Annotated in this window: 22 protein-coding genes and 1 tRNA gene; 10 read left to right on the top strand and 13 right to left on the bottom strand. The window is 72.0% G+C overall.

Annotated elements, in window-relative coordinates; translation table 11 throughout:
* Nucleotides 1-24: 24 nt before the first annotated feature.
* Complete coding sequence (locus tag ACFYU0_RS20570) at nucleotides 25-969, top strand: GNAT family N-acetyltransferase (RefSeq protein ID WP_389303059.1); 945 nt, start codon at nucleotides 25-27, stop codon at nucleotides 967-969.
* A gap of 299 nt (nucleotides 970-1,268) precedes the next feature.
* On the top strand, nucleotides 1,269-2,858 hold the full coding sequence (locus ACFYU0_RS20565; protein WP_351666205.1) for a M4 family metallopeptidase: 1,590 nt from the start codon (nucleotides 1,269-1,271) through the stop codon (nucleotides 2,856-2,858).
* Nucleotides 2,859-2,894: 36 nt separating this feature from the next.
* Here the strand turns inward: ACFYU0_RS20565 and ACFYU0_RS20560 are convergent, their stop codons facing one another.
* Complete coding sequence (locus ACFYU0_RS20560) at nucleotides 2,895-4,286, bottom strand: M1 family metallopeptidase (RefSeq protein WP_389303056.1); 1,392 nt, start codon at nucleotides 4,284-4,286, stop codon at nucleotides 2,895-2,897.
* Between the two features lie 70 nt (nucleotides 4,287-4,356).
* Here ACFYU0_RS20560 and ACFYU0_RS20555 point away from each other — a divergent pair, with 70 nt between their 5' ends.
* Entirely contained in the window at nucleotides 4,357-4,857 is a 501-nt protein-coding gene (locus ACFYU0_RS20555; RefSeq protein ID WP_351666207.1) for a hypothetical protein, read from the top strand.
* Between the two features lie 4 nt (nucleotides 4,858-4,861).
* Here the strand turns inward: ACFYU0_RS20555 and ACFYU0_RS20550 are convergent, their stop codons facing one another.
* Nucleotides 4,862-5,545, bottom strand: a complete 684-nt coding sequence (locus ACFYU0_RS20550; protein ID WP_351665997.1) for a pentapeptide repeat-containing protein — start codon at nucleotides 5,543-5,545, stop codon at nucleotides 4,862-4,864.
* 118 nt (nucleotides 5,546-5,663) lie between these two features.
* On the opposite strand from ACFYU0_RS20550, the gene ACFYU0_RS20545 reads away from it, so the two are divergent.
* On the top strand, nucleotides 5,664-7,178 hold the full coding sequence (locus ACFYU0_RS20545; protein ID WP_389303052.1) for a DHA2 family efflux MFS transporter permease subunit: 1,515 nt from the start codon (nucleotides 5,664-5,666) through the stop codon (nucleotides 7,176-7,178).
* Here ACFYU0_RS20545 and ACFYU0_RS20540 read toward each other — a convergent pair.
* Genes ACFYU0_RS20540 through ACFYU0_RS20530 form a run of 3 tightly spaced genes read right to left on the bottom strand, consistent with a single transcriptional unit; the run spans nucleotide 7,167 to nucleotide 9,774 of the window.
* A complete protein-coding gene (locus tag ACFYU0_RS20540) occupies nucleotides 7,167-7,649 on the bottom strand; it encodes a GNAT family N-acetyltransferase (protein ID WP_351666001.1) in 483 nt (160 codons plus the stop codon). The genes ACFYU0_RS20545 and ACFYU0_RS20540 overlap by 12 nt on opposite strands.
* A 42-nt stretch (nucleotides 7,650-7,691) precedes the next feature.
* Nucleotides 7,692-9,098 (bottom strand): NAD(P)/FAD-dependent oxidoreductase, encoded by a 1,407-nt coding sequence (locus ACFYU0_RS20535; protein WP_389303049.1) that lies wholly within the window; start codon nucleotides 9,096-9,098, stop codon nucleotides 7,692-7,694.
* 10 nt (nucleotides 9,099-9,108) lie between these two features.
* Nucleotides 9,109-9,774 (bottom strand): rhomboid-like protein, encoded by a 666-nt coding sequence (locus tag ACFYU0_RS20530; protein WP_351666005.1) that lies wholly within the window; start codon nucleotides 9,772-9,774, stop codon nucleotides 9,109-9,111.
* 250 nt (nucleotides 9,775-10,024) lie between these two features.
* Here ACFYU0_RS20530 and ACFYU0_RS20525 point away from each other — a divergent pair, with 250 nt between their 5' ends.
* Nucleotides 10,025-11,164, top strand: a complete 1,140-nt coding sequence (locus tag ACFYU0_RS20525) for a nitrous oxide reductase family maturation protein NosD (RefSeq protein WP_389303046.1) — start codon at nucleotides 10,025-10,027, stop codon at nucleotides 11,162-11,164.
* Nucleotides 11,165-11,223: 59 nt separating this feature from the next.
* On the top strand, nucleotides 11,224-12,252 hold the full coding sequence (locus ACFYU0_RS20520) for a methyltransferase (RefSeq protein WP_389303044.1): 1,029 nt from the start codon (nucleotides 11,224-11,226) through the stop codon (nucleotides 12,250-12,252).
* 88 nt (nucleotides 12,253-12,340) lie between these two features.
* On the opposite strand, the gene ACFYU0_RS20515 is transcribed toward ACFYU0_RS20520, so the two are convergent.
* The 7 genes from ACFYU0_RS20515 to ACFYU0_RS20485 all read right to left on the bottom strand — a co-directional run bounded on the left by ACFYU0_RS20515 (nucleotide 12,341) and on the right by ACFYU0_RS20485 (nucleotide 17,563).
* A complete protein-coding gene (locus ACFYU0_RS20515) occupies nucleotides 12,341-12,664 on the bottom strand; it encodes a TcmI family type II polyketide cyclase (protein ID WP_199211023.1) in 324 nt (107 codons plus the stop codon).
* A gap of 20 nt (nucleotides 12,665-12,684) precedes the next feature.
* Nucleotides 12,685-13,164, bottom strand: coding sequence for an SRPBCC family protein (locus ACFYU0_RS20510; RefSeq protein WP_351666009.1), 480 nt, complete (start codon nucleotides 13,162-13,164; stop codon nucleotides 12,685-12,687).
* Nucleotide 13,165: 1 nt separating this feature from the next.
* Complete coding sequence (locus ACFYU0_RS20505; protein WP_143630953.1) at nucleotides 13,166-13,420, bottom strand: acyl carrier protein; 255 nt, start codon at nucleotides 13,418-13,420, stop codon at nucleotides 13,166-13,168.
* 21 nt (nucleotides 13,421-13,441) lie between these two features.
* Entirely contained in the window at nucleotides 13,442-14,686 is a 1,245-nt protein-coding gene (locus ACFYU0_RS20500) for a ketosynthase chain-length factor (protein WP_351666011.1), read from the bottom strand.
* A 7-nt stretch (nucleotides 14,687-14,693) separates the two neighbouring features.
* Complete coding sequence (locus ACFYU0_RS20495) at nucleotides 14,694-15,953, bottom strand: beta-ketoacyl-[acyl-carrier-protein] synthase family protein (RefSeq protein WP_351666013.1); 1,260 nt, start codon at nucleotides 15,951-15,953, stop codon at nucleotides 14,694-14,696.
* On the bottom strand, nucleotides 15,950-16,390 hold the full coding sequence (locus tag ACFYU0_RS20490) for a cupin domain-containing protein (protein WP_389303624.1): 441 nt from the start codon (nucleotides 16,388-16,390) through the stop codon (nucleotides 15,950-15,952). The genes ACFYU0_RS20495 and ACFYU0_RS20490 overlap by 4 nt, the downstream gene beginning before the upstream one ends.
* An 87-nt stretch (nucleotides 16,391-16,477) precedes the next feature.
* The gene (locus ACFYU0_RS20485) at nucleotides 16,478-17,563 is read right to left on the bottom strand and encodes a SchA/CurD-like domain-containing protein (protein ID WP_351666017.1); all 1,086 of its coding nucleotides are present in this window, start codon (nucleotides 17,561-17,563) and stop codon (nucleotides 16,478-16,480) included.
* 200 nt (nucleotides 17,564-17,763) lie between these two features.
* On the opposite strand from ACFYU0_RS20485, the gene ACFYU0_RS20480 reads away from it, so the two are divergent.
* A complete protein-coding gene (locus tag ACFYU0_RS20480; protein WP_351666019.1) occupies nucleotides 17,764-19,404 on the top strand; it encodes an FAD-dependent monooxygenase in 1,641 nt (546 codons plus the stop codon).
* Between the two features lie 53 nt (nucleotides 19,405-19,457).
* Here the strand turns inward: ACFYU0_RS20480 and ACFYU0_RS20475 are convergent.
* A tRNA-Thr gene (locus ACFYU0_RS20475) sits at nucleotides 19,458-19,531 on the bottom strand.
* A gap of 218 nt (nucleotides 19,532-19,749) precedes the next feature.
* Here ACFYU0_RS20475 and msiK point away from each other — a divergent pair.
* The 3 genes from msiK to ACFYU0_RS20460 all read left to right on the top strand — a co-directional run bounded on the left by msiK (nucleotide 19,750) and on the right by ACFYU0_RS20460 (nucleotide 22,341).
* Nucleotides 19,750-20,889, top strand: a complete 1,140-nt coding sequence (msiK, locus tag ACFYU0_RS20470) for a diacetylchitobiose ABC transporter ATP-binding protein MsiK (protein WP_351666045.1) — start codon at nucleotides 19,750-19,752, stop codon at nucleotides 20,887-20,889.
* 229 nt (nucleotides 20,890-21,118) lie between these two features.
* Nucleotides 21,119-21,580 carry a hypothetical protein gene (locus ACFYU0_RS20465; RefSeq protein ID WP_351666046.1) on the top strand — a complete coding sequence of 154 codons (462 nt, stop codon included), beginning with the start codon at nucleotides 21,119-21,121 and terminating at the stop codon, nucleotides 21,578-21,580.
* 29 nt (nucleotides 21,581-21,609) lie between these two features.
* Nucleotides 21,610-22,341 (top strand): NDP-sugar synthase, encoded by a 732-nt coding sequence (locus ACFYU0_RS20460; RefSeq protein WP_389303039.1) that lies wholly within the window; start codon nucleotides 21,610-21,612, stop codon nucleotides 22,339-22,341.
* The last annotated feature ends 8 nt before the right edge of the window (nucleotides 22,342-22,349 follow it).

The raw sequence follows: 22,349 nt of genomic DNA, 5'->3' as shown, positions 1-22,349 counted from the left end.
AGGGCCCCGCGATACGTTGCCCGGGTGATCCTCGAACCCCTCGCCCGCACCGCCGGTCATGACCTCCCGGGCCCGCTGCTCACCGAGCTGACCGCGCTCTACGCCTCCAACCGCGCCTTCCACGCGCTCAGCGGCGACTTCCCCGACCCGGACGACGTCCGCAGCGAACAGGTGGCGGCGGCGCTGGCCGACGAACTGGCCCAGCCGGACGCCGAGGTCCTGCTGGCCCGGTCCGAGGGGCGTCTGGTCGCGGTCGTGATCACCCTCGCCCGCCACCCCGACCCGGCCGACCCCGATCCGTGGATCGGGCTGCTGATGGTGGACGCGACCGAACAGGGCAAGGGGTACGGCCGCCGGGTCGCCGCGGCGGTCGAGGAGCGCTTCCGGGCCGCCGGCCGCCGGGCCGTGCGCCTGGCCGTCCTGGAGAACAACCCCGGGGCGCTGGCCTTCTGGACGGCCCTCGGCTACGAGGTCGTGGACCACCGCCGCGACCACGCCCTCGGCCGCCCCTGCGCCGTGCTGCGCAAGGTGCTGCGGACACCCCGTCAGGCCGCCCGGGTCGCCGTCGTGGATCCCGACGGCGCGGTACTGCTCTTCCGCTACGACAACGTCGAGGTCGGCGTCCACTGGGCGCTGCCCGGCGGCTGGCTTGAGCCGGGCGAGACCCCGCGCGAGGGCGCCCTGCGGGAACTGGCCGAGGAGACCGGCTGGACCGACCTGCAGCCGGGCCCGCTGCTGTGCACCTGGGAACACGACTTCACGCACACGGGCGTCCCCGTCCACCAGCACGAGCACGTCTACGTCACCCACGGCCCGCACCGCGAACCGGCCGGCCCCCATCTGGCCGCCGCGCACGCCGCCGACGGCATCCTCACCTGGCGCTGGTGGAGCAGGGAGGAACTGGCCCGGGAGCCGGAGCCGGTCTGGCCGCCCGGCCTCGCCCGGCTGCTGGACGAATGGGAGGGCTGAAAACCCGTCACACCGGCCGGCCCGCGAGGTGTGACGCCGGAGCCCTCAATTGCACTTACAGAATGCTGAGTTGAACTCTCCGCGCACGTCCGGATAACGGTTTTCGAGGCACGGCATTCGGAAACGAACACGTGAAATCTTGTCGGCGCTCTGTCAAACAGTGGCTGCCCAGTGTCACTCTCTCCGCGCCCGCCGCAGTTGTACGTCCCCTGTGCCCCAACTGTGTCTCCGGCCCCACCGGAGGCCAGCCATAAGGAGATCGAGTGACTCAGCACCCCAGCGCCTCCCGCAGGACCGCCATGCGCACCGCCGCGCTGGCCGGCTCGGCGGCGATGGTCGTCCTCGCCCTGCAGAACGGTTCCGCCACCGCCGCCCCCACGCACACCCCCGGCGCCACGGCAGCCCCGCTCAGCGCCCCGGCCCGCGCCGCCGCCATCGAGACGGCCCAGCGGCACGCCGGCGCCACGGCCCGCGAACTCGGTCTCGGCGCCAAGGAGAAGCTGGTCGTCCGGGACGTGATCAAGGACGCCGACGGCACCGTGCACACCCGTTACGAGCGGACGTACGCGGGTCTTCCCGTGCTCGGCGGCGACCTGGTCACCCACGTGACGAAGAGCGGCTCCCTCGAGGGCGTCAGCAAGGCGGCCAAGGCCCGCATATCCGTGCCGACCACCACGGCCGCCGTCTCCGCCGCGAGCGCGAAGAAGACCGCCCTCAAGGCCGCGGACACCGCGAAGGCCGCCGCTTCGACCTCCCGCAAGGTGGTCTGGGCCGCCGGCGCCAAGCCGGTCCTCGCCTACGAGTCGGTCGTCAAGGGCGTCCAGCACGACGGCACCCCGAGCGAGCTGCACGTCGTCACCGACGCGCGGACCGGCAAGAAGATCTACTCCTACGAGGCGATCGAGACGGGCACGGGCACCAGCCAGTACAGCGGCACCGTCACCATCGGCACCACCGCCTCCGCCTCCGGCGGCTACGACCTGATCGACGGCGGCCGCGGCGGCCACAAGACGTACGACCTGAACGGCGGCACCACCGGCACCGGCGCCCTCTTCCACGACGCCGACGACGTCTGGGGCAACGGCACGGTCTCCAACCGCCAGACCGCCGCCGTGGACGCCGCCTACGGCGCCGCCGCCACCTGGGACTTCTACAAGTCCGCCTTCAACCGCAACGGCATCGCGGGCGACGGCAAGGCCGCCTACTCCCGCGTCCACTACGGCAACGCCTACGTCAACGCCTTCTGGGACGACAGCTGCTTCTGCATGACGTACGGCGACGGCTCCGGCAACGCCGACCCGCTGACCTCGCTCGACGTGGCGGGCCACGAGATGAGCCACGGTCTGACCGCGGCCACGGCGAAGCTCAACTACCGGGGCGAGTCCGGCGGCCTGAACGAGGCCACCAGCGACATCTTCGGCACCGCGGTGGAGTTCTCCGCGAACAACTCCTCCGACCCCGGTGACTACCTCATCGGCGAGAAGATCGACATCAACGGCAACGGCACCCCGCTGCGCTACATGGACAAGCCCAGCAAGGACGGCGGCTCCGCCGACTACTGGTCGAAGTCCGTCGGCCGCCTGGACGTGCACTACTCGTCCGGTGTCGCCAACCACTTCTTCTACCTGCTGTCCGAGGGCAGCGGCGCGAAGACGGTCAACGGGGTGTCCTACAACTCCCCGACGTACGACGGCTCCACGGTCACCGGCATCGGCCGGGACAAGGCGATCCAGATCTGGTACAAGGCCCTGAGCACGTACTTCACCTCGACCACCAACTACGCGGGCGCCCGCACCGGCACCCTGCAGGCGGCGGCCGCCCTGTACGGCTCGGGCAGCGCGGAGTACAACGCGGTGGCGGCGGCCTGGAAGGCGGTCAACGTCAACTAGCACCGCGCAGCGGGGCAAGGGCAGCCGGGCCGTCCGTCACGGGCGGTCCGGCCTGCCGTCTCCGTAGAGCCAGTCCCTCCAGATCCCGCCGAAGTCCTTGCCCGGGGCCCGCTTCTCCACGAACGCGGTGAACTGGGCTGTGTCGGCGGTGCCGTGGCGGTGGGCTGCGGCCCAGCCACTGAGGAGGTCGCGGAACGCGCCGTCGCCGACCTTCTGGCGGATCTTCTGCAGCACCATCGCGCCGCGCTCGTAGACCGGGGTGTCGGAGATGTGCGCGGCGCCGGCCGGCCTGGCCGGCGGGAAGTCCCAGACGGCGTCGTCGTCGCCGTCGTACAGGTCGGTGAAGGTCTGCTGGGCGCTCTTGCCGCCGTGGTCCTCCTGGTACAGCCACTCCGCGTATGTCGCGAAGCCCTCGTTGAGCCACATGTCCTGCCAGCTCAGCGGGGTGGCCGAGTCGCCGTACCACTGGTGGGCGAGTTCGTGGACGAGCGTGCCGGTGTCGGGGGCGCCGGGGAAGACGGGGCGGGTCTGCGTCTCCAGGGCGTACTCGGCGTCCCCCGGGCGGTCGACGATCACGCCGGCGGAGGAGAAGGGGTAGGGACCGAAGGCGCGCTCCTCCCAGCCGAGGATCTCCGGGATCTTCGCCAGGACGTCCTTGCTCGCCTTCGCCTGCCGGGGATCGACGGCGTTGAGGACGGGCAGGCCGTGCGGCCCGGTGCCGCGGCCGATGTCGTAGTGCCCGACGGCGACGGTGGCCAGGTAGCTCGCCATCGGCTCGGCGGCGTGCCAGGAGTACGTCGTCCGGCCGCCCTTTCCGGTCCGTCCGGTCAGCTCACCGTTGGAGACGACCTGCAGGCCCTCGGGGACGGTCACCGTGATGTCGTACGTCGCCTTGTCCGAGGGATGGTGGTTGCCCGGGAACCACGCCATCGAGCCGACCGGCTCGCCGAGCCCGAGCGCGCCGTCGGCCGTGGGCAGCCAGCCCTCCTCGGAGCCGTCCGGGTCGGTGAGGGTCCGCGGGGTTCCGGAGTAGCGGACGGCGGCGGTGAAGGTCTCGCCCTCGCGGAGGTCGTCGTGGGGGCGGACGGTGAGTTCCTGGCCGGCCCGGTTCCAGCGGGCGTCCTCGCCCCCGACGGTGACCGCGGCGACGTCCAGTCCGTCGAGGTCGAGGTCGAAGGCGGTCAGGTCCTGGGTGGCGCGGGCGGTGATCACGGCCCGGCCGGTGAGCCGGCGGGTGTCCGGGGTGTAGTCGAGGGTCAGGGCGTAGTGGGTGACGTCGTAGCCGCCGTTGCCCGCCTTCGGGAAGTAGGGGTCGTGCACGCCCGAGCCGCCCGGGGTGCCGCGGACGCCGGCGTCGCACGCGGTGCCGGTGAGCGCGAGCGCGAGGAGGGCGGCGGCGGCCGGGACAAGGCGTGCGGCTCCGGACATGTCACCGATGCTACGGCGCGGCGCGGCACCGGATCGGGGCGCCGTGGCGGGGCGTGACACCATCTCCTGCGTGCTCGACATCGGCTACGCCCTCTCCAACCGCTTCCCGGACCCGCCGCAGACCGACTACCGCCGTGCGGACGTCCACGCGCTGCGGCACGACCTGTTCTGCGGGGACGTCTATCTCGCGGACACGAAATCGGACCGGGAGCTGTCCACGGCCTGGGGATGGGTGCCGGTGCTGGACTTCGCGTGGGCGCTGTGCGACATCGTGGAGCGGCTGGACCGGGACCCGATGGGCTCGCGTGCCTCCCGGCCGCAGCAGGCGGAACTGGACTTCACCGAGTCCACCGACCGGATGCTCTTCGAGCGCCGCTTCGGCTGGGTGGACATCGAGGCCGACTGGATGCCGGCCGAGGAGGCCCCGCTGTCCTTCTCCCACTCGGAACTGCGCCGGGAGGCCCGCGACTTCCTGCACGACCTGATCGCCGACCTGAGCGACCTCCACGAGGACCTGTCGGAGAACCCGGCGATCTGGACCCTGCAGGCCCGCTTCCCCCGCGTGGCCTGAGCCCTCAGTCCTCCACCCTGATCCCCAGCTCGCCCGCCAGCACCGGAGCCAGGTCCAGCAGCTGCCCGGTGCTGATCACCGCCCCCGCCAGCCGGTCCAGGCCCCGGACGATCTCCAGCGGGGCGGCCCCGCGCAGATCGACGTCCCTGAGGGTCGCGCCGCCGAAGTCGGCCTCCTTCAGGGCGCAGCCGGTGAACTCCACCCGCTCCAGACGGGCGCCGGCGAAGTCCGGCTCGACCAGGACGCAGGAGTCGAAGACCACGTCCCTGAGCCGGGCCTCGCGCAGGTTGAGGAAGTCGATCTTGCCGCCGCGGATGACGACCCGCTCCAGCACGGCGCCGTGCAACTGGGTGCCGCCCAGCCGCGGGTCCAGCAGCTCCACGTCCCGGAACGTGGCCTCGGCGAGGTCGGTGCCGACGCCCCGCAGGCCGCGCAGGACCGAGTCCAGCACGCGCGCGCGGCGCAGCACCGCCTCGTCCACCGCGCACTCCGTCAGCGCGCAGTCCATGAAGCGGGCGCCGGCGCCGTCCTGCCCGGCCAGGTCCGCCGCGCGGAACTCGAGACCGTCGTAGTCGCCGTCCGGCTCCAGGCCGCCGCCGGTCCAGGGCTCCAGGGGCGGCAGCCGCACCTCCGGCCGCCGCGCGCCCTTCACCCGTGTCCCGTCCGCGCCCGCCGCTCTCCTCGCCATGCCCCCATGCTGCACTGGACCACTGACAGTCGGGCCGGCCTGCGGGAACCGGCCCGCGTGCGCGAGAGCTCCGGCGCACGCGGATGCGACAAGCACCGATTCGTGGTGTTCTGACCAGATGGATAGCGGCCGAAAGGGTGAGGCCCCGCGTTCGTCCGCCGACGCCGGACGAACCGACCCCCACCGCTGGTGGGGCCTGGTCGTCATCGCCCTCGCCCAGCTGATGGTGGTCCTGGACGCGACGATCGTGAACATCGCGCTGCCCTCCGCCCAGCACGACCTGCACATGTCCGACGCCAACCGGCAGTGGGTGATCACCGCCTACACGCTGGCCTTCGGCGGGCTCCTGCTGCTGGGCGGCCGGGTCTCCGACCTCGTGGGCCGAAAACGCACCTTCGTCGTCGGCCTCATCGGCTTCGCGGCCGCCTCCGCGCTCGGCGGCGCCGCCACCAGCTCCGGGATGCTGTTCGGCGCCCGCGCCCTCCAGGGCGTCTTCGCCGCCCTGCTCGCGCCCTCCGCGCTGAGCCTGCTGACCACGACGTTCACCGACCCGCGCGAGCGCGGCAGGGCCTTCGGCATCTACGGCGCGCTGGCCGGCAGCGGCTCGGCCATCGGGTTCATCGTCGGCGGCCTGCTCACCGAGTACCTGAACTGGCGCTGGTGCCTGTACGTCAACGTGCCCATCGCCGTCGTCGCGGTGCTCGGCGCGCTCGCCCTGCTGCGCGACCACCCGGGCCACCGCGAGTCCCGGCTCGACGTGCCCGGCGTGCTGCTCGGCTGCGGCGGGCTCGTCGCGATCGTCTACGGCTTCGCCGAGGCCGAGCCGCGCGGCTGGAGCGACCCGCTGGTGATCGCCCTGTTCGCGTTCGGCGCGGTGCTGCTCGTGGCGTTCGTGCGGTGGCAGACCCGGGCGCCGAGCCCGCTGCTCCCGCTGCACATCGTCCGGGACCGCAACCGCGCGGGCTGCTTCCTGACCATGATGCTCGCGGTGATCGGCATGTTCGGGCTGTTCCTGTTCATGACCTACTACCTGCAGGTCATCCTCGGCTACTCGCCGGTCCGGGCCGGCCTCGCCTTCCTGCCGCTGACCGCGGCGATCATCATCGGCTCCACCCAGATATCGGCCCGGCTGCTGCAGCGGGTCGCCCCGCGCCTGCTCATGGTCCCCGGCATGCTGCTGGCCGCGTCCGGGCTGCTGCTCCTGACCCGGATGACCGTCGGCTCCTCCTACACGGGCGAAATCCTGCCCGCGCTGATCCTGATGGGCCTCGGCATGGGCCTGACCTTCATGCCGGTGTTCGCCACCGCCACCGCCGGCGTGGCCCCGCGCGACGCCGGCGTCACCTCGGCGACCGTCAACACCTCCCAGCAGGTGGGCGGCTCGATCGGCACGGCCCTGCTCAACACCGTCGCCACCACCAGCAGCGCCGCCTACATCAGCGCCCACCTGCGCGGTCCGGCCTCGAAGGCCGCGGTCGTCCCGGCGGGCGTGGTGCACGGCTACACGGTCGCGATCGCGTGGGCGGCGGGCGTGATGCTGCTGGCCGGCCTGGTGGCGGGCCTGATGGTGACCGCCCGGGCCCCGGGACGCGGGGCCCCGGCCGAGACGGCGGTGCCGGAGTCAGTCGGCTGAGCGGCCCAGCCCGGCCAGCGCCCCGTCGGTGAGCCGGTACACCGTCCACTCGTCCTGCGGGCGCGCGCCGAGGGCCTCGTAGAAGCCGATCGCGGGCCGGTTCCAGTTCAGCACCGACCACTCCAGGCGCTCGTAACCGCGCCGCACGCAGATGCGCGCCAGCTCGGTCAGCAGCGCCCGGCCGTGCCCGCCGCCCCGGGCGGAGGGGCGGACGTAGAGGTCCTCCAGGTAGATGCCGTGCACACCGCGCCAGGTGGAGAAGTTCAGGAACCACAGCGCGAATCCGACGCTCTCCCCGGTCTCCTCGTCCACGGCCATGTGCGCGTACGCCGCCGGCCGCTCCCCGAACAGCGCCTCGCGCAACTGCTCCTCGGTCGCCCGCGCCTCCTGCGGGGCCTTCTCGTACTCGGCCAGCTCGCGGATCAGGGCGTGGATGACGGGGACGTCGGCGGGGGTAGCGGAGCGAATCATGAGGGTGAGGCTAACCGGGCGCGTCCGGCCCGGTCACCCCGGTCAGCTCCGGCCCGCCACCCGGTCGGCCACCCTGGCCAGCCGGGAGGACCCGGCGCCCGGGCGGAGCAGCTCCCGGCGGTCGGCGGCCCGGTAGGTGGCGTACATGCCGTGCACACCGAGCCAGCGGAAGGGTTCCGGCTCCCACTTGCGGACCTTGTGGTTCACCCAGGGCAGGTCGGTCAGTTCGGTCCGGCCGGCCTGGCCCGAGTCCTGCTGCACGAGGTCGCGCAGGGTGCGGGCGGCCAGGTTGGCGGTGGCGATGCCCGAGCCGACGTAGCCGCCCGCCCAGCCGAGTCCGGTGGCCCGGTCGAGGGTGACCGTGGCGCACCAGTCGCGCGGGACGCCGAGCACCCCGGACCAGGCGTGCTCGACCCGCACCCCCGCGAGGGCCGGGAAGAAGCGGGTCAGGATCTCCCGCAGGGCCTCTACCGTCTCGCTCTGGGTGCGGCCGTCGTTGTCGGTGCGCGAGCCGAAGCGGTAGGGCACCCCGCGCCCGCCCAGCGCGATCCGGCCGTCGGCGGTGCGTTGCGCGTACATGTAGGCGTGCGCCATGTCGCCCAGCGTCTCCCGGCCGTCCCAGCCGATCGCCGCCCACTGCTCGTCGCCGAGCGGCTCGGTGGCGATCATCGAGGAGTTCATCGGCAGCCAGGTCCGCCGCTGGCCCCGGAGCGAGGCGGTGAAGCCCTCCGTGCAGCGCAGCACGTAGGGCGCGCGGACCGTGCCGTACGGGGTGACGGCGTGCTTGGGCCGGATCTCGGTGACCGGCGTCGACTCGTGGATGACCACGCCCAGCGCCTCCGCGGCCGCCGCGAGCCCCTTGACCAGCTTCACCGGGTGCAGCCGGGCGCCGTGCGGGGTCCAGCTGGAGCCCACCGCGCCGGCCACCCTGATCCGCTCGGCGGTCTGCCGGGCCCCGTACAGCTCGCGGTCCTTCTCGCCGTACGACAGCTCGTGCTCGTGGAACGCCCGCAGCCGGGCCAACTGGGCCGGTGTGGTCGCCACTTCCAGCACCCCGCCCTTGTGCACACCGGCGTCGATGCCCTCCGCCTCGGTGACGGCGACCACCTCGGCCACGGTGTCGTTCATCGCCCGCTGCAGGCGTACGGCGGCCTCGTGGCCGTGCAGCTTCGCGTACCGGTCGCGGCCCGCGATCCCGTTGTAGAGCCAGCCGCCGTTGCGGCCGGAGGCGCCGTATCCGCAGAACTTCTGCTCCAGGACGGTGATCCGCAGGAAGGGGGCGGCCTTCTTCAGGTAGTACGCGGTCCACAGCCCCGTGTAGCCGCCGCCGACGATGACGACGTCCGCCGAGGCGTCCCCGGACAGCGGCTCGCGCGCGGCCGGGAGGCCGTCGTCCGCGTACCAGAAGGAGATCCCACCGTTGACGACACTGGTTGCCGAGCTGCTCATGGCCGGGACGTTAACCCCTGGGAGCGGCCAGTGTCTCCTTCGGATTCCATGCTTTTCCGCGGCCTCTGACCAGCGGACGGCAGGCGAGACCGACCAGGACGGCCAGGAAGTGCCCGAAGTCGGTGAAGGTACGGCCGGCGGCCAGCGGCACTGCGTAGAAGGCGAGCAGACAGGCGAGGTACAGGTACCGCCAGGGCTTCGCGATCCGGTAGGTGAGCACGGCCATCACCCCGGCCAGCGCGTAACTCACGCCGATGTCGAGCGAGTTGACGGCGGACGGCGGGGCATGGCCGGCGTGGATCGCCTGGAGCAGGGCCAGCTCGCTGATCAGCGTGGCGAGCACGTGCGCGGCGACGCACACCGCGAGCCAGCGCAGGGTGCCGAGCCAGCGCTCGGCCTGGGCGTGGAAGACGGTGTACAGCACGGCGTACGGCAGCCAGCGCCCGCTGTCGATCCACATCGCGCTGGTGATGAGCACCCGCACCGGGTTCCGCGACAGCTCGTGGATGTTGGTCGAGCGCTGCCGCAGGAAGTCCTGCTCGAACGCCGGTGACATGTGGTGCAGGGCGACGGTGGTGAAGAACAGGATCGTCAGCCAGACGTAGGTGCCCGGGGCGCTGAGCACGTAGGCCGCGGCCGCCCGGAGCCCTCGCCGTGCGCGGATGACCCGGTTCACAACCGACAGTATGGTCGCCGCGGGGTCCGGGGCGCCCGGCGACTCCGGCCCGGGGCCGTCCCCGCCGCTTCGCGCGCTGCGCCGTCCGGGTGAAGCCGGGGCGGTGCCCGGCGGGGCCGAACGGGTCACCGCCGGCCCCGGCACACCGGTCGGCGCGCCCGCTTCCGGCCCGCCGTCCGCGCCGCCCCTGACACGCCGCCGGATGGCCCATACGGCCATAGCAGGATAAAACAGCCATACCGTACGCGATATGAAGAGATGTCACATCGCATATCTCGCGTGCACCGCCGCCCTCGTCGGCACCGCCCTCGGCGCCGCTCCCGCGGTGGCCGCCCACTCGACGCTGGTGGTCCGCCCCGGCGAGTCGATCCAGAAGGCGGTCGACGCCGCCAAGGCCGGCGACACCGTCCTCGTGCTCGCCGGCACCTACCACGAGAGCGTGACGATCCGCACCCCCTACGTGACCCTGCGGGGCGTGGGTTCCGGGACGGTCATCGAGCCCGCCGCCAAGAAGGCCAAGAAGAAGCCCGCCGGGGCGAGCGCCGGAAAGGCCGCCGAGAAGGTCTCGAAGAAGGCCTCCAAGAAGCCCAAGAAGGTCGCGAAGAGCTGCGCCGAGGGCGGCAACGGCATCTGTGTGCTCGGCACCAAGACCAAGGACGTCAAGGGCGTCACCGTCGCCGACCTCAAGGTGACCAAGTTCAGCCGCACCGGGGTCTTCGGCATGGCGACCGACGGCCTGACCGTGCGCGGGGTGAACGCCGCGAACAACGGCGTGTGGGGCATCGCCGAGGAGCGGTCGGTGCGCAGCCTGCTGCGGGACAACTACGCGCACGGCAACGGCGACGCCGGCGTGTTCCTCGCCAACACCATCCAGGAGGAGGCGGGCGCCTACGACGCCAAGCAGACCCTGGTGGCGCACAACCGGCTGGAGGGCAACCGGATCGGCGTCACCGTGCGCCGGCTGCGGAACCTGAGCGTCGCCCGGAACTACGTCTCCGGCAACTGCGCCGGGGTGTTCGTGGTCGGTGACGAGAACAAGCCCAAGGCCGGACACCTGGACGTCACCGCCAACCAGGTGGTCGCGAACAACAAGTCCTGCGCGAAGACCGAGCGGCTGCCCGCCCTGAAGGGCTCCGGCATCGTCCTGACCGGCACCGAGCAGACCCGGGTGTCGCGCAACTGGGTCGCCGGCAACTCCGGCAAGTCCCCGCTGTCCGGCGGCATCGTGCTGTTCAAGAGCTTCGTGGGCGTGGCCGGCACGAACAACCGCGTCGACGGCAACGTCCTCTCGGAGAACTCCCCCGCCGACCTGGTGAGCACCGAGACCGGCAAAACCAACTCCTTCGAGCGCAACTCCTGCCGGGCTTCGAAGCCCGCGGGCCTGTGCTGACCGCACGGGCGCTGCCACTGCTGGACCGACGAAGGCCAAGGAAAGAGAGAGGGCGGCAGATGACGTCCGCTGAAACAGCACCACCGCCTCCCATGCGGCTGCGCGAACTCGTGTTCGGCGCGGCCTGTGCCGCCGCCGTCCGGGCCGCCGCCCGGCTGGGCGTCGCCGACGCCCTCGACGACACCCCGATGACCGCGGAGGACCTCGCCGCCGCGGTCAAGACCGAACCGAAGCCCCTGCGCCGGCTGCTGCGGGCGCTGTCCTGCTACGACGTCTTCGAGGAGCGGCAGGACGGCACGTTCGCGCACACCGGGATGTCCCGGCTGCTGCGCGACGACGACCCCAACAGCCTGCGCGCCATCGCCCTGTGGTGCACCGAGCCGTGGACCTGGGACGCCTGGCCCAGGCTCGACGAGGCGGTGCGCACCGGCGACAACGTCGTGGAGGGCCTGTACGGCAAGGAGTTCTTCACCTACCTCAACGAGGACGCCCCGGAGTCAGCGGACGTCTTCAACCGCGCCATGACCCGCTCCAGCGAGCAGTCCGCGCGCGAGGTCGCCGCCCTGCTCGACCTGTCCGGGGCCAAGTCGGTCGCGGACATCGGCGGCGGCCAGGGCCACGTGGTGGCCTGCCTGCTGGACAAGTACCCGTCTATGCGCGGCAGCCTGCTCGACCTGCCCCGGGTGGTGGAGAACGCCCTGCCACGGCTGCGCGAGGGCGGCGACCTCGCCGACCGCGCGCGGATCGTGCCCGGTGACGTCCGGGACGCGATCCCGGTCCAGGCCGACGTCTACATCATCAAGAACATCCTGGAGTGGGACGACGAGAGCACGTCCCGCACGCTGCGCAACGTCGTCGAGGCGGGCGGCCCGGGCACCCGCGTCGTCGTCATCGAGAACCTGGTCGACGACACCCCCTCGATGCGCTTCAGCACCGCCATGGACCTGCTGCTCCTCCTCAACGTCGGCGGGGCCAAGCACACCACCGACTCCATGGTGGGCCGGCTGACCGCGGCGGGCCTGAAGGTGGGCGACATCCGTCCGGTCAACCCCTACCTGCACGCGTTCGACTGCCACGTGCCCGCGTGACGCGGACACGACGGCACAGGCCACCGGCCGCCGGGCCCGCGACGCTGCGGGCCCGGCGGCCGGTGGCCGTCCGGGGGTGCCGTACGGCTCAGTCGCGCTCCCAGACGTAGAAGCGCTGTGCCATCGCGTCCTTCGGGGACCGCCAGGTCTCCGGGTCGTACGCGCTGACGTACGCCGTCAGGCGCTCGCTGATGTCACGGAACTCGGGGTGGCCGGTCACCTTGGCGATGGCGGGCCCGGGGTCCCGCTCGGACTCGACGAGGTGCATGTACACGTCGCCGAACTGGAAGAGGCTGCGCCGCACCACACCGACGAGGTGGGGCAGCTCCCCCCGGTCGGACTCCTCGAACACCTTGGCGATGTCCGGGGCGGAGCCCGGGGCCATGCGCGCGACGATCAGTGCCTGGTGCATGGGCTCGGTCCTTCCTCCGGCTAGTCGGCGAGGGCCGGCGCGGGACGCCGTCCGGCGGCCGCCTTCTCGATCTTCTCCCGGATGAGGGCCATCTGGACCTTGGAGTTCTTGTTGATGTTGTCGGTCATCCAGTCGTCGTCGACCGGGGCGTCCGGCTTCATCGCGAAGTCCTGCGTCCAGACCATCCGGGTGCCCGCCGGGACCTCCTCGTACTGCCAGAGGATGTCCATGTGGGCGAACGGGCCGGTCTCGACCCGGCGGGCCTTCACCGTGCGGGCCTTGCGGTCCGGCTCGCGCTCGGAGACCCAGCTCCAGACGGTGCCGTTGTCGTCCGGGTGCATGGTCAGCCGGAACGTCGTCCTGCGCCCCTCCTGGGAGAGGATCTCGACGGACGCGTACTCGCTGAAGAGCTGCGGCCACTTCTCCAGGTCGTTGGTCATGTCCCAGACCAGGTCGAACGGCGCGGCGATGGTGATCTCGTTCTGCGTGTGTCCTGCCATCTCAGGCTCCTGCCATCAGGGTGCTGTTGACGAGGTTGAGGAACTGCTGGGGTGTCTTGCAGCGCTCCGCGTCGACCGGCATCGGGGTGCCGTGCGTGTTCTCCAGCTCGCCGACGATGCCGAGCAGGCCGAGCGAGTCGATGCCGAGGACGTCGAAGCCCGTGTCCGGCGTGTCCTGGAGCTGCTGCGGGCTGACGGTGACCCCGGCAGCCTTCTTCATCAGCGCGGCGAGTTCTTCCACGGTGATCTGAGGCATTGCTCTCCTCCTTTGCTGTCCTCACTGCGCGGCGCCGTGCCGGAGCACGAGCGCCGAGTTCGACCCCATGAGTCCGCGGCTGAGCACCAGCGCCGTGCGCACTTCGGCGACGCGGGCGCGGCCGGTCACGAGGTCGAGGTCGTGGCAGACGTCGGCGACGTTGGGGGTGGGTGGGATCAGGCCGTGCTCCATCGCGAGCACCGCGGCCGCGGTGTCCAGCACCGGGGCCGCGCAGTAGCCCCGGCCGATGCCGGCCTTCGGCGCGGTGACCGGTACCCGGGTGCCGTGCGCGCCGAGGGCGTCGGCGAGCGCGAGGGCCTCCGCCCGGTCCGCCTCCGGCACCCCGAGGGCGTCGGCGAAGACGACGTCGACCTCCTCGGGAGCGCAGCCGGCCTCGTCCAGCGCCTGCCTGACGGCCTGCGCCAGACCGTCCCGGGACCGGTCCCAGCGGGAGGCGCCGGTGAAGGTCGCCGCGTGGCCCGCGACGTAGGCCCGCACGTCCGCGCCGCGCTCGCGGGCCGACGTCTCCGCCTCCACCACGAGCATGGCGCCGCCCTCGGCCGGCACGAAGCCGCACGCGGCGTCCGTGAACGGGCGGTAGGCGCGGGACGGGTCGGTCTCGGTGCTCAGCTCCTCGTAACCGAGCTGGCAGACCACCGAGTACGGCGCCAGCGGCGCCTCGGTGGAACCGGCCACGATCACGTCGGTGCCGCGCCGCACCGCCCGGGCGGCGTGCGCCAGGGCGTCCAGACCGCCCGCCTCGTCGGAGGCGACGACCGAGCAGGGGCCCTTGAACTTCCGGCGGATGGAGATCTGGCCGGTGCTCGCGGCGTAGAACCAGGCGATGGACTGGTACGGGCCGACGAACCGGCTGCCCTTGCCCCAGAGCTGCTGGAGCTCGCGCTGGCCGAACTCGCCGCCGCCGGACCCGGCCGCGGTGACCACCCCGATGGAGTACGGCTCCTGGGAGGTGTCGGCCTGCCCCAGCCGGGCGTCCTCCAGCGCGAAGTCGGCCGCGGCCAGGGCGAAGTGGGTGAACCGGTCGGTCTGGACGAGGAACCGCTCGTCGATGGTCGCGGCCGGTTCGAAGCCGCGGACCTCGCCGGCCACCTTCAGCGGAAGGTGCTCACAGCCCTCGCGGGTGACCCGGTCGAGGACGCTGAGGCCTTCCTGGGTGGCCTTCCAGAACGTGTCGGTGCTGGTTCCGTTGGGCGCGACCACCCCGATGCCGGTGACGGCCGCGCGCCGTTCATGCGGAGCACTCATCCTGTCCTCACTCCCTGGAACGGGTCAGGACCACCGCGGACTGGAAGCCGCCGAACCCGCTGCCCACGGACAGGACGCTGTTCAGCTTCCGGTCGCGGGCGACGCGTGGGACGTAGTCCAGGTCGCACTCGGGGTCGGGGATCTCGTAGTTCGCGGTCGGGGGGACGACCTGCTTGGCGAGGGCCAGCACGCACGCGACCACCTCGATCGCCCCGATCGCCCCGAGGGAGTGCCCCACCATCGACTTGATGGAGCTCATGGGGGTGTCGTAGGCGTGGTGGCCGAGCGCCCGCTTCACGGCCGCCGTCTCGTGGCGGTCGTTCTGCCGGGTGCCGGAGCCGTGGGCGTTGACGTAGTCGATCGCCGTGGGGTCCAGCCGGGCGTGGCCGAGGGCCATGTCGATCGCCCGGGCCATCTCCAGGCCCTCGCTGGTCAGGCCGGTCATGTGGTAGGCGTTGCCGAAGGTGGCGTAGCCGCCGAGCTCGCAGTAGACGTGCGCGCCGCGGGCCCGGGCGTGCTCCAGCTCCTCCAGGACGAGCACCGCGCCGCCCTCGCCCATGACGAACCCGTCACGGTTGTTGTCGAAGGGCCGGGAGGCGTGCGCGGGGTCGTCGTTGTTCGGGGAGGTGGCCTTGATCGCGTCGAAGCAGGCCATGGTGATCGGGGAGATCGGCGAGTCCGACGCCCCGGCTATGCAGATGTCGGCCCGGCCCTCCTCGACCGTGTGGAAGGCGTATCCGACGGCGTCCAGACCCGAGGTGCAGCCGGTGGAGACGGTCTGCACCGGACCCTGGGCGCCGAACCGTTCCGCCACCGCCGAGGCGACCGTGCTCGGCGAGAACGCCCGGTGCAGGTGCGGCTCCGCCTCCCGGTGGTCCACGTCCCAGCGCTCACCGCGGTGGCTGACCAGGACGTAGTCGTGCTCCAGCCGGGTCGTGCCGCCGACCGCGGTGCCCACCGAGACGCCCACCCGCCACGGGTCCTCGGCGGACAGGTCGAGACCGGAGTCCCGGACCGCCTCCTGCCCGGCGACCAGGGCGAACTGGATGTACCGGTCCGCACGCGCGGCCTCGTCCTCGCCCAGGCCGTGCGCCGCCGGGTCGAAGTCGCACTCGGCCGCTATCCGTGACCGCAGCCCCGAGGGATCGAAGAAGGTGATGCCCCGCGTCGCGGTCCGGCCGTTGGCAAGCAGATCCCAGAAAGCAGGTACGCCGATACCACCCGGAGCCACGATGCCTATGCCAGTGACCGCCACGCGCCGGGTCATGACCGGACCTGACCCCGGTCGTGGCCGGCACCCGCCGCGGCCGGCTCCGTGATCACCGCGGCGGCCCCGATGATCTCCGTCTCCTCGGTGTCGACATGGCCGAGCTGCGGACGCGGCGCCAGCGGACCCAGGTGGAAGACGATCCGCGCCTCGACCTTCCCGACGTTGCGGAACCGGTGCCGCATGTGCGCCGGGATCATCAGGCCCTGCTCGGGCCGCAGCGTGTGCGGCTCGTCGTCCAGGTCCACCTCGAGCTGACCGCAGACGACGTAGACGAACTCCTCGGAGTACGGGTGGTAGTGCTCACCGATGCGGTCACCGGGCTGCACGATGGCCACGCCCATGAAGCCGCTGGTGGAGCCGACCGTGGCAGGGGTGAGCATGGCGCGCAGGTCGCCACCTCGCCGGACGTTGGGCTCGACCTCGCTGAGGTCCACGATTTTCGGACGGGGTTTGATGGACAACGTTTCCTCCGGTGTCTGGGCCGCGTACGGCGCTGGGTGCTGGTGGGAGCCGCCGCAGGATCAGGCTTCGGGCGAACGGCGGTCGGTGATCAGGTCCATGCGCGCGGCGTCGGCGTCCAGCAGCGCACGCGCCTCGGCCGCCACCCGCGCCGGCAGCGGCACCGCATCGGCGCCCTGGTCGGGACGGACGTCGACCAGCCGCACCACGACGTCGTCCCGCTGGAACACCGTGCTGCGCAGCACCGGGCTCGACGGGTCGTCGGCGGACTCCGAGTCGGCCTTGGCGAGCAGCTCCGCCAGGTGCATCCCCCGGCCCGGCCGGGCCGCGTAGTACAGGGCCTGGCGCAGCCCCTCCTGCTGGTCACCCGCGCTCACGTGGTGCACGGCGGGCAGCGCCGCACGGGTGAAGAACATCCGGGCCGACTCTTGGTCGTCGAGGTCCCGGTCCTGCTCCAGATACGGGTTGATCGCCTCCTCCACGGCCCGCACCTCGGGCTGCCGGGCCACGTGCCGCAGCGCCGCGAGCAGGTCGCCCCGCACCTCGATGGCCCGCACCACCCGGTTGCCGTGCATGAACAGCGAGGTCCGGCACAGCCGCGTGGTGTCGTCCACCCGGGCCTCGGGCGAGGCGTAGTCCGAGAGGATCTCCGCGACCTTCTTCTCGCTGCCGGGCTTCACGGTGAAGGTCAGCGCGTGGCGGATCACACCGTCGCCGATGCGCGGGTGGGCCTGCAGCCGGCGCTGCCCCTGCTCGGCCTGCGACGCGGCGCCGCCGGTCTCGCGCACCACGTGGAACCGCAGCGACCGGGTGTCGCGGACGCAGCTGTGCAGCGGCTCCACCATCCGCACGTGCTCCTCGCTGTTCACCCAGGTGAGGAACGGCGGCGCACTCTCCCACTCGCTCGTGATGAGCCACTGGGACGGGTTCTCGATCGACTGGCAGAGCTGGTCGCTCACATGGCCCGGCACCGAGGCGACCTGGTTGCACAGCTGCTCGTAGGCCTCCAGGAACTGCTGCTGCGCTCCGTCGTGGACATCGACCAGCAGCACCACCCGGAGCCGCGAGCCGTCGAAGACGGACTGCGAGACACGCTTCGACACCTCACGGGCCGGCGTTGCTGAAGGACGTTCAGACGTCGTGGTCATCCTGTACACATCTCCTTCGCGGGGCAGAGTCGACGCCGCGCGACTGACGCGACGGCAGCGTTCCTTGATCCTGTGCCGGACCCCTCACGCCCGCGACTCGTATGAACCACGTGGGTGATTGGGCACGCGGAGCCACCGCCACCGGGCAAGAACACACACAGGCCCCCCATCTCGCGCCCCCCTTGCCTCTGGAGGCTTCGATGCATCAGAAAGCCGACCACCGGGTCCCCGTCCTCATCGTGGGCGGCTCCCTGGTGGGCCTGTCCACGTCCGTCTTCCTGGGCCGTCTCGGTGTCCGGCACATGCTCGTCGAGCGGCACTCCGGCACCTCCATCCACCCGCGCGGACGCGGCAACAACGTCCGCACCATGGAGCTCTTCCGGGTGGCCGGCATCGAACCGGACATCAAGGCGGCGGCCTCACTCCTCGCCGACAACCACGGCATCCTGCAGACGCCCACCCTCGTGGGCGACGCGGGCGAATGGCTCTTCAAGCACATCGACCCCGGCGGCGGACTCGCCAGGTTCAGCCCCACCGGCTGGTGCCTGTGCAGCCAGAACGACCTCGAACCCGTCCTCGTCGACAGTGCCCGCGAACTCGGCGGCGACCTGCGCTACTTCCACCAGATGGAGTCCTTCGAACAGGACGCCGACGGGGTGACGGCCGTGGTCCTCGACCGCGGCACCGGGGAGCGCTACACCGTCCGGGCCGACTACCTGGTCGCCGCCGACGGCCCCCGCAGCCCCGTCCGCGGCGCCCTCGGCATCGGCCAGAGCGGCCCCGGCGACCTCTTCGCCAACGTCAGCGCCACCTTCCGCTCCACCCGGCTGGCCGACACCGTCGGCGACCGCCGCTTCATCTGCTGCTACCTCACCGACCCCGAGGCCGACGGCGCCCTGCTCCCCGTCGACAACAAGGAGCACTGGGTCTTCCACGCCCCCTGGCACCCCGAGCGCGGCGAGACCCTGGAGGAGTTCACCGAGGAACGGCTCCAGCACCACATCCGGCGGGCCGTCGGCGTCCCCGACCTCGACGTCCAGATCACCGGAAAGGCGTCCTGGCGCGCCGCCGAACGGGTGGCCGACCGCTACTCCAGCGGCCGCGTCTTCCTCGCCGGCGACTCCGCCCACGAGATGTCGCCCACCGGCGCCTTCGGCTCCAACACCGGCATCCAGGACGCCCACAACCTCGCCTGGAAGCTCGCCGCCGTCCTCGACGGCTGGGCGGGCCCCGCCCTCCTCGCCACCTACGACACCGAGCGCCGCCCGGTCGCGACCGCCACCAGCGCCCGCGCCTCCGCCCGCTCCGTCGAGCACAGCCACCCGGGCTTCGCCCCCGCCCCCGGCGTCGGCGGCGGCAAGCGCGGCGGCATCCTCAACGTCGTCCTCGGCTACCACTACCCGGACGGCGCCGTCCTCGGCGCCGACCCCGGCCGGCCGGTCGTCTCCGACGCCCTCGACCTCACCGGCCGGCCCGGCACCCGCGCCCCGCACCTCTGGCTGCGCCAGGCCAACCGCCGGCTGTCCACCCTGGACCTCTACGAGCGCTCCCTGGTCCTCCTCAGCGACGCTCCCGACGACGCGGGCTGGCACACGGCCGCGCGCGCGATCGCCGCGGCGGACGGCGTACGCCTGGACGCCTACCGCATCGGCCCGGGCGCGGACGCGGACCTGACCTACGAGGACGACGCCGCCGACTGGGCCGAGCTGCACGGCGTCACCGCCGACGGCGCGGTCCTCGTCCGCCCGGACGGCTTCGTGGCGTGGCGCGCGACGGGCGCCGTACCGGACCCGGAGGGCGTGCTGCGCGAGGTCCTCGCAGCGGTGCTGCGCACCGGCTGACCCGGGACGACGACAGGGCCACCCGCACCGGTGCGGGTGGCCCTGTCTCGCGGAGCCCCCTGTCGGATTCGAACCGACGACCTTCGCTTTACAAGAGCGGCGCTCTGACCAGCTGAGCTAAGGAGGCCTGCACGCGCGCGCGTGGCGCGGGCGTGCCAGCAGTGTACCCACGTCCGGGCCGGGCCCCGGAGGGAAAATCCGCGAAGTTCACAGGGGCGGGGTACTGACAGACCGCGTGCCGCCGGGTAGCGTCCTGAGCCGGTTCACTTCGGTGGACTACACCAACCACCTTCCTACAACGGATCGTCCGGCACGTTCCTGCCGGTAGAAGGGGGCCCATTCACCATGGCCACTGTCACATTCGACAAGGCGACCCGGATCTACCCGGGTTCCACCAAGCCCGCCGTCGACGGTCTCGACATCGCGATCGAGGACGGCGAGTTCCTCGTCCTGGTCGGCCCGTCGGGCTGCGGCAAGTCCACCTCCCTGCGCATGCTCGCGGGCCTGGAGGACGTCAACGGCGGCGCGATCCGCATCGGTGACCGCGACGTCACGCACCTGCCGCCCAAGGACCGGGACATCGCCATGGTGTTCCAGAACTACGCCCTCTACCCGCACATGACGGTCGCCGACAACATGGGCTTCGCGCTCAAGATCGCCGGCGTCAACAAGGCGGAGATCCGGCAGAAGGTCGAGGAGGCCGCGAAGATCCTCGACCTCACGGAGTACCTGGACCGCAAGCCGAAGGCGCTCTCCGGCGGCCAGCGCCAGCGTGTCGCCATGGGCCGCGCCATCGTGCGCGAGCCCCAGGTCTTCCTCATGGACGAGCCGCTGTCCAACCTGGACGCCAAGCTCCGCGTGTCCACCCGTACGCAGATCGCCTCGCTGCAGCGCCGCCTCGGCATCACCACCGTCTACGTCACCCACGACCAGGTCGAGGCCATGACGATGGGCGACCGGGTGGCCGTGCTCAAGGACGGTCTGCTCCAGCAGGTCGACTCGCCGCGCAACATGTACGACAAGCCCGCGAACCTGTTCGTCGCCGGCTTCATCGGCTCCCCGGCCATGAACCTGGTCGAGGTGCCGATCACCGACGGCGGTGTGAAGTTCGGCAACAGCGTGGTGCCGGTGAACCGGGACGCGCTGAAGGCCGCCGCCGACAAGGGCGACCGCACGGTCACCGTCGGCGTCCGGCCCGAGCACTTCGACGTGGTCGAGCTGGGCGGCGGCGCCGCCGCCACCTCGCTGTCCAAGGACACCGAGGACGCCCCGGCCGGTCTCGCCGTCTCCGTGAACGTCGTCGAGGAGCTGGGCGCCGACGGCTACGTCTACGGCACCGCCGAGGTCAGCGGCGAGGTCAAGGACCTGGTGGTCCGGGTCAACGGCCGCCAGGTCCCGGAGAAGGGCGCCACGCTGCACGTCGTGCCGCGTCCGGGCGAGACCCACGTGTTCTCGACCTCCACGGGCGAGCGTCTCTCCGACTGAGCCCCGACGGACCGAGGAACCCCGGGTGAATCCGGGATGAACCGGTCACGTTGACGCCAGAGGCCCCGCGAACCGCCGCGGGGCCTCTCCGTTTGTGTCGACATACCCCGGCAGAGCGATCATTTCGGGCGATGGGCGTCAACCCCTTACCCAGAAAGTAGCGGCACTTCATCCCCCATAGGGGTGACTAAATGTCGCCAAATCATTACCGGGCGCTACCCTCACACGCGTGAAGCACTCCACCATCCCTCAGACGCGACGCGGCCACCGGGGCGGCCCTGCCCGCCGTATCGGCCGCACTCTCGCCCTCGTCCTGCCCGTCGTCCTGGTGCTCTCCGGAACCCTCGCGGTCACCCGGGTCAACTGGACGGGGAGCTCCTCCAGCTCGGTGCTCATGGCCTCGGACGTCTCCTCGGCGTCCGTCTCCTCCAAGGCCGTCTCCCGCGCCCCGCAGGACCTGCTCCGTGACCGGCTGATGACCGAGCTGCAGGACAAGAACCCGGGCGTGGTCCTGACCCACCTCCAGCAGGCGGTGAACGGGCACCCGTCACTGGCCAGGCACTGCGGCTCCATCGCCCGCGCCCTCGGCAAGGCCGCCGTGCGCATCTACGGCCCCACGCGCGCCCAGTCGTACGCCCGCCCGGTCTGCGACACGTCCTTCGCCTCCGGGGTGCTGACCGCGCGAGGCTGAGCCGCCGGGGCGCCACGTACAGTTCGGGCATGACCCATCCGAACGCGGCGTCGCGCCCCACTCAAGCCGTCGTCCTGGCCGGTGGCCAGGGCTCACGGCTGCGTCCCTACACCGACGACCGGCCCAAGCCGATGGTCGAGATCCCGGGCACGGGAACTCCGATCATCGGCCATCAGCTTGCCTGGCTCGCCGAGGAGGGCGTGACGGACGTGGTGGTCTCCTGCGGCCACCTCGCCGAGGTCCTGCAGAAGTGGCTGGACTCGGCCGATCTGCCGGTGTCCGTCACCACCGTCGTCGAGACGGAGCCACTCGGCCGCGGCGGCGGCCTGAAGTACGCCGCCGCGCGTCTGCCCCACCCCGACCGGCCCTGGTACGCCACCAACGGCGACATCTGGACCCGCTTCTCCCTGCGGGACATGGCCGACTTCCACACCGAGCGGGACGCCGTCGCCACGCTCGCTCTGGCCCGGCCGCGGCTGCCCTGGGGCGCGGTGCGGACCGACGGCTTCGGGCACATCACCGACTTCATCGAGGCCCCGCCGTCGACGTTCGAGATCAACGCGGGTGTCTACGTGTTCTCGCCCGAGTTCGCCGGCCTGCTGCCCGAGCGGGGCGACCACGAGCGGACGACGTTCCCCCGGCTGGCCCGGGAACGCCGACTGGCGGGCTTCACGATCCCGCAGGGCGCCTACTGGCGGGCCATCGACACCGCCAAGGACCTCGCCGAGGCGGCCAAGGAACTGGCGGCTCTGGGGCGGTAGACCCGGCC

The sequence above is a fragment of the Streptomyces sp. NPDC003720 genome, from assembly GCF_042875075.1.
Lineage (GTDB): Bacteria > Actinomycetota > Actinomycetes > Streptomycetales > Streptomycetaceae > Streptomyces.
This window is presented reverse-complemented; position numbering and strand designations above follow the sequence as displayed.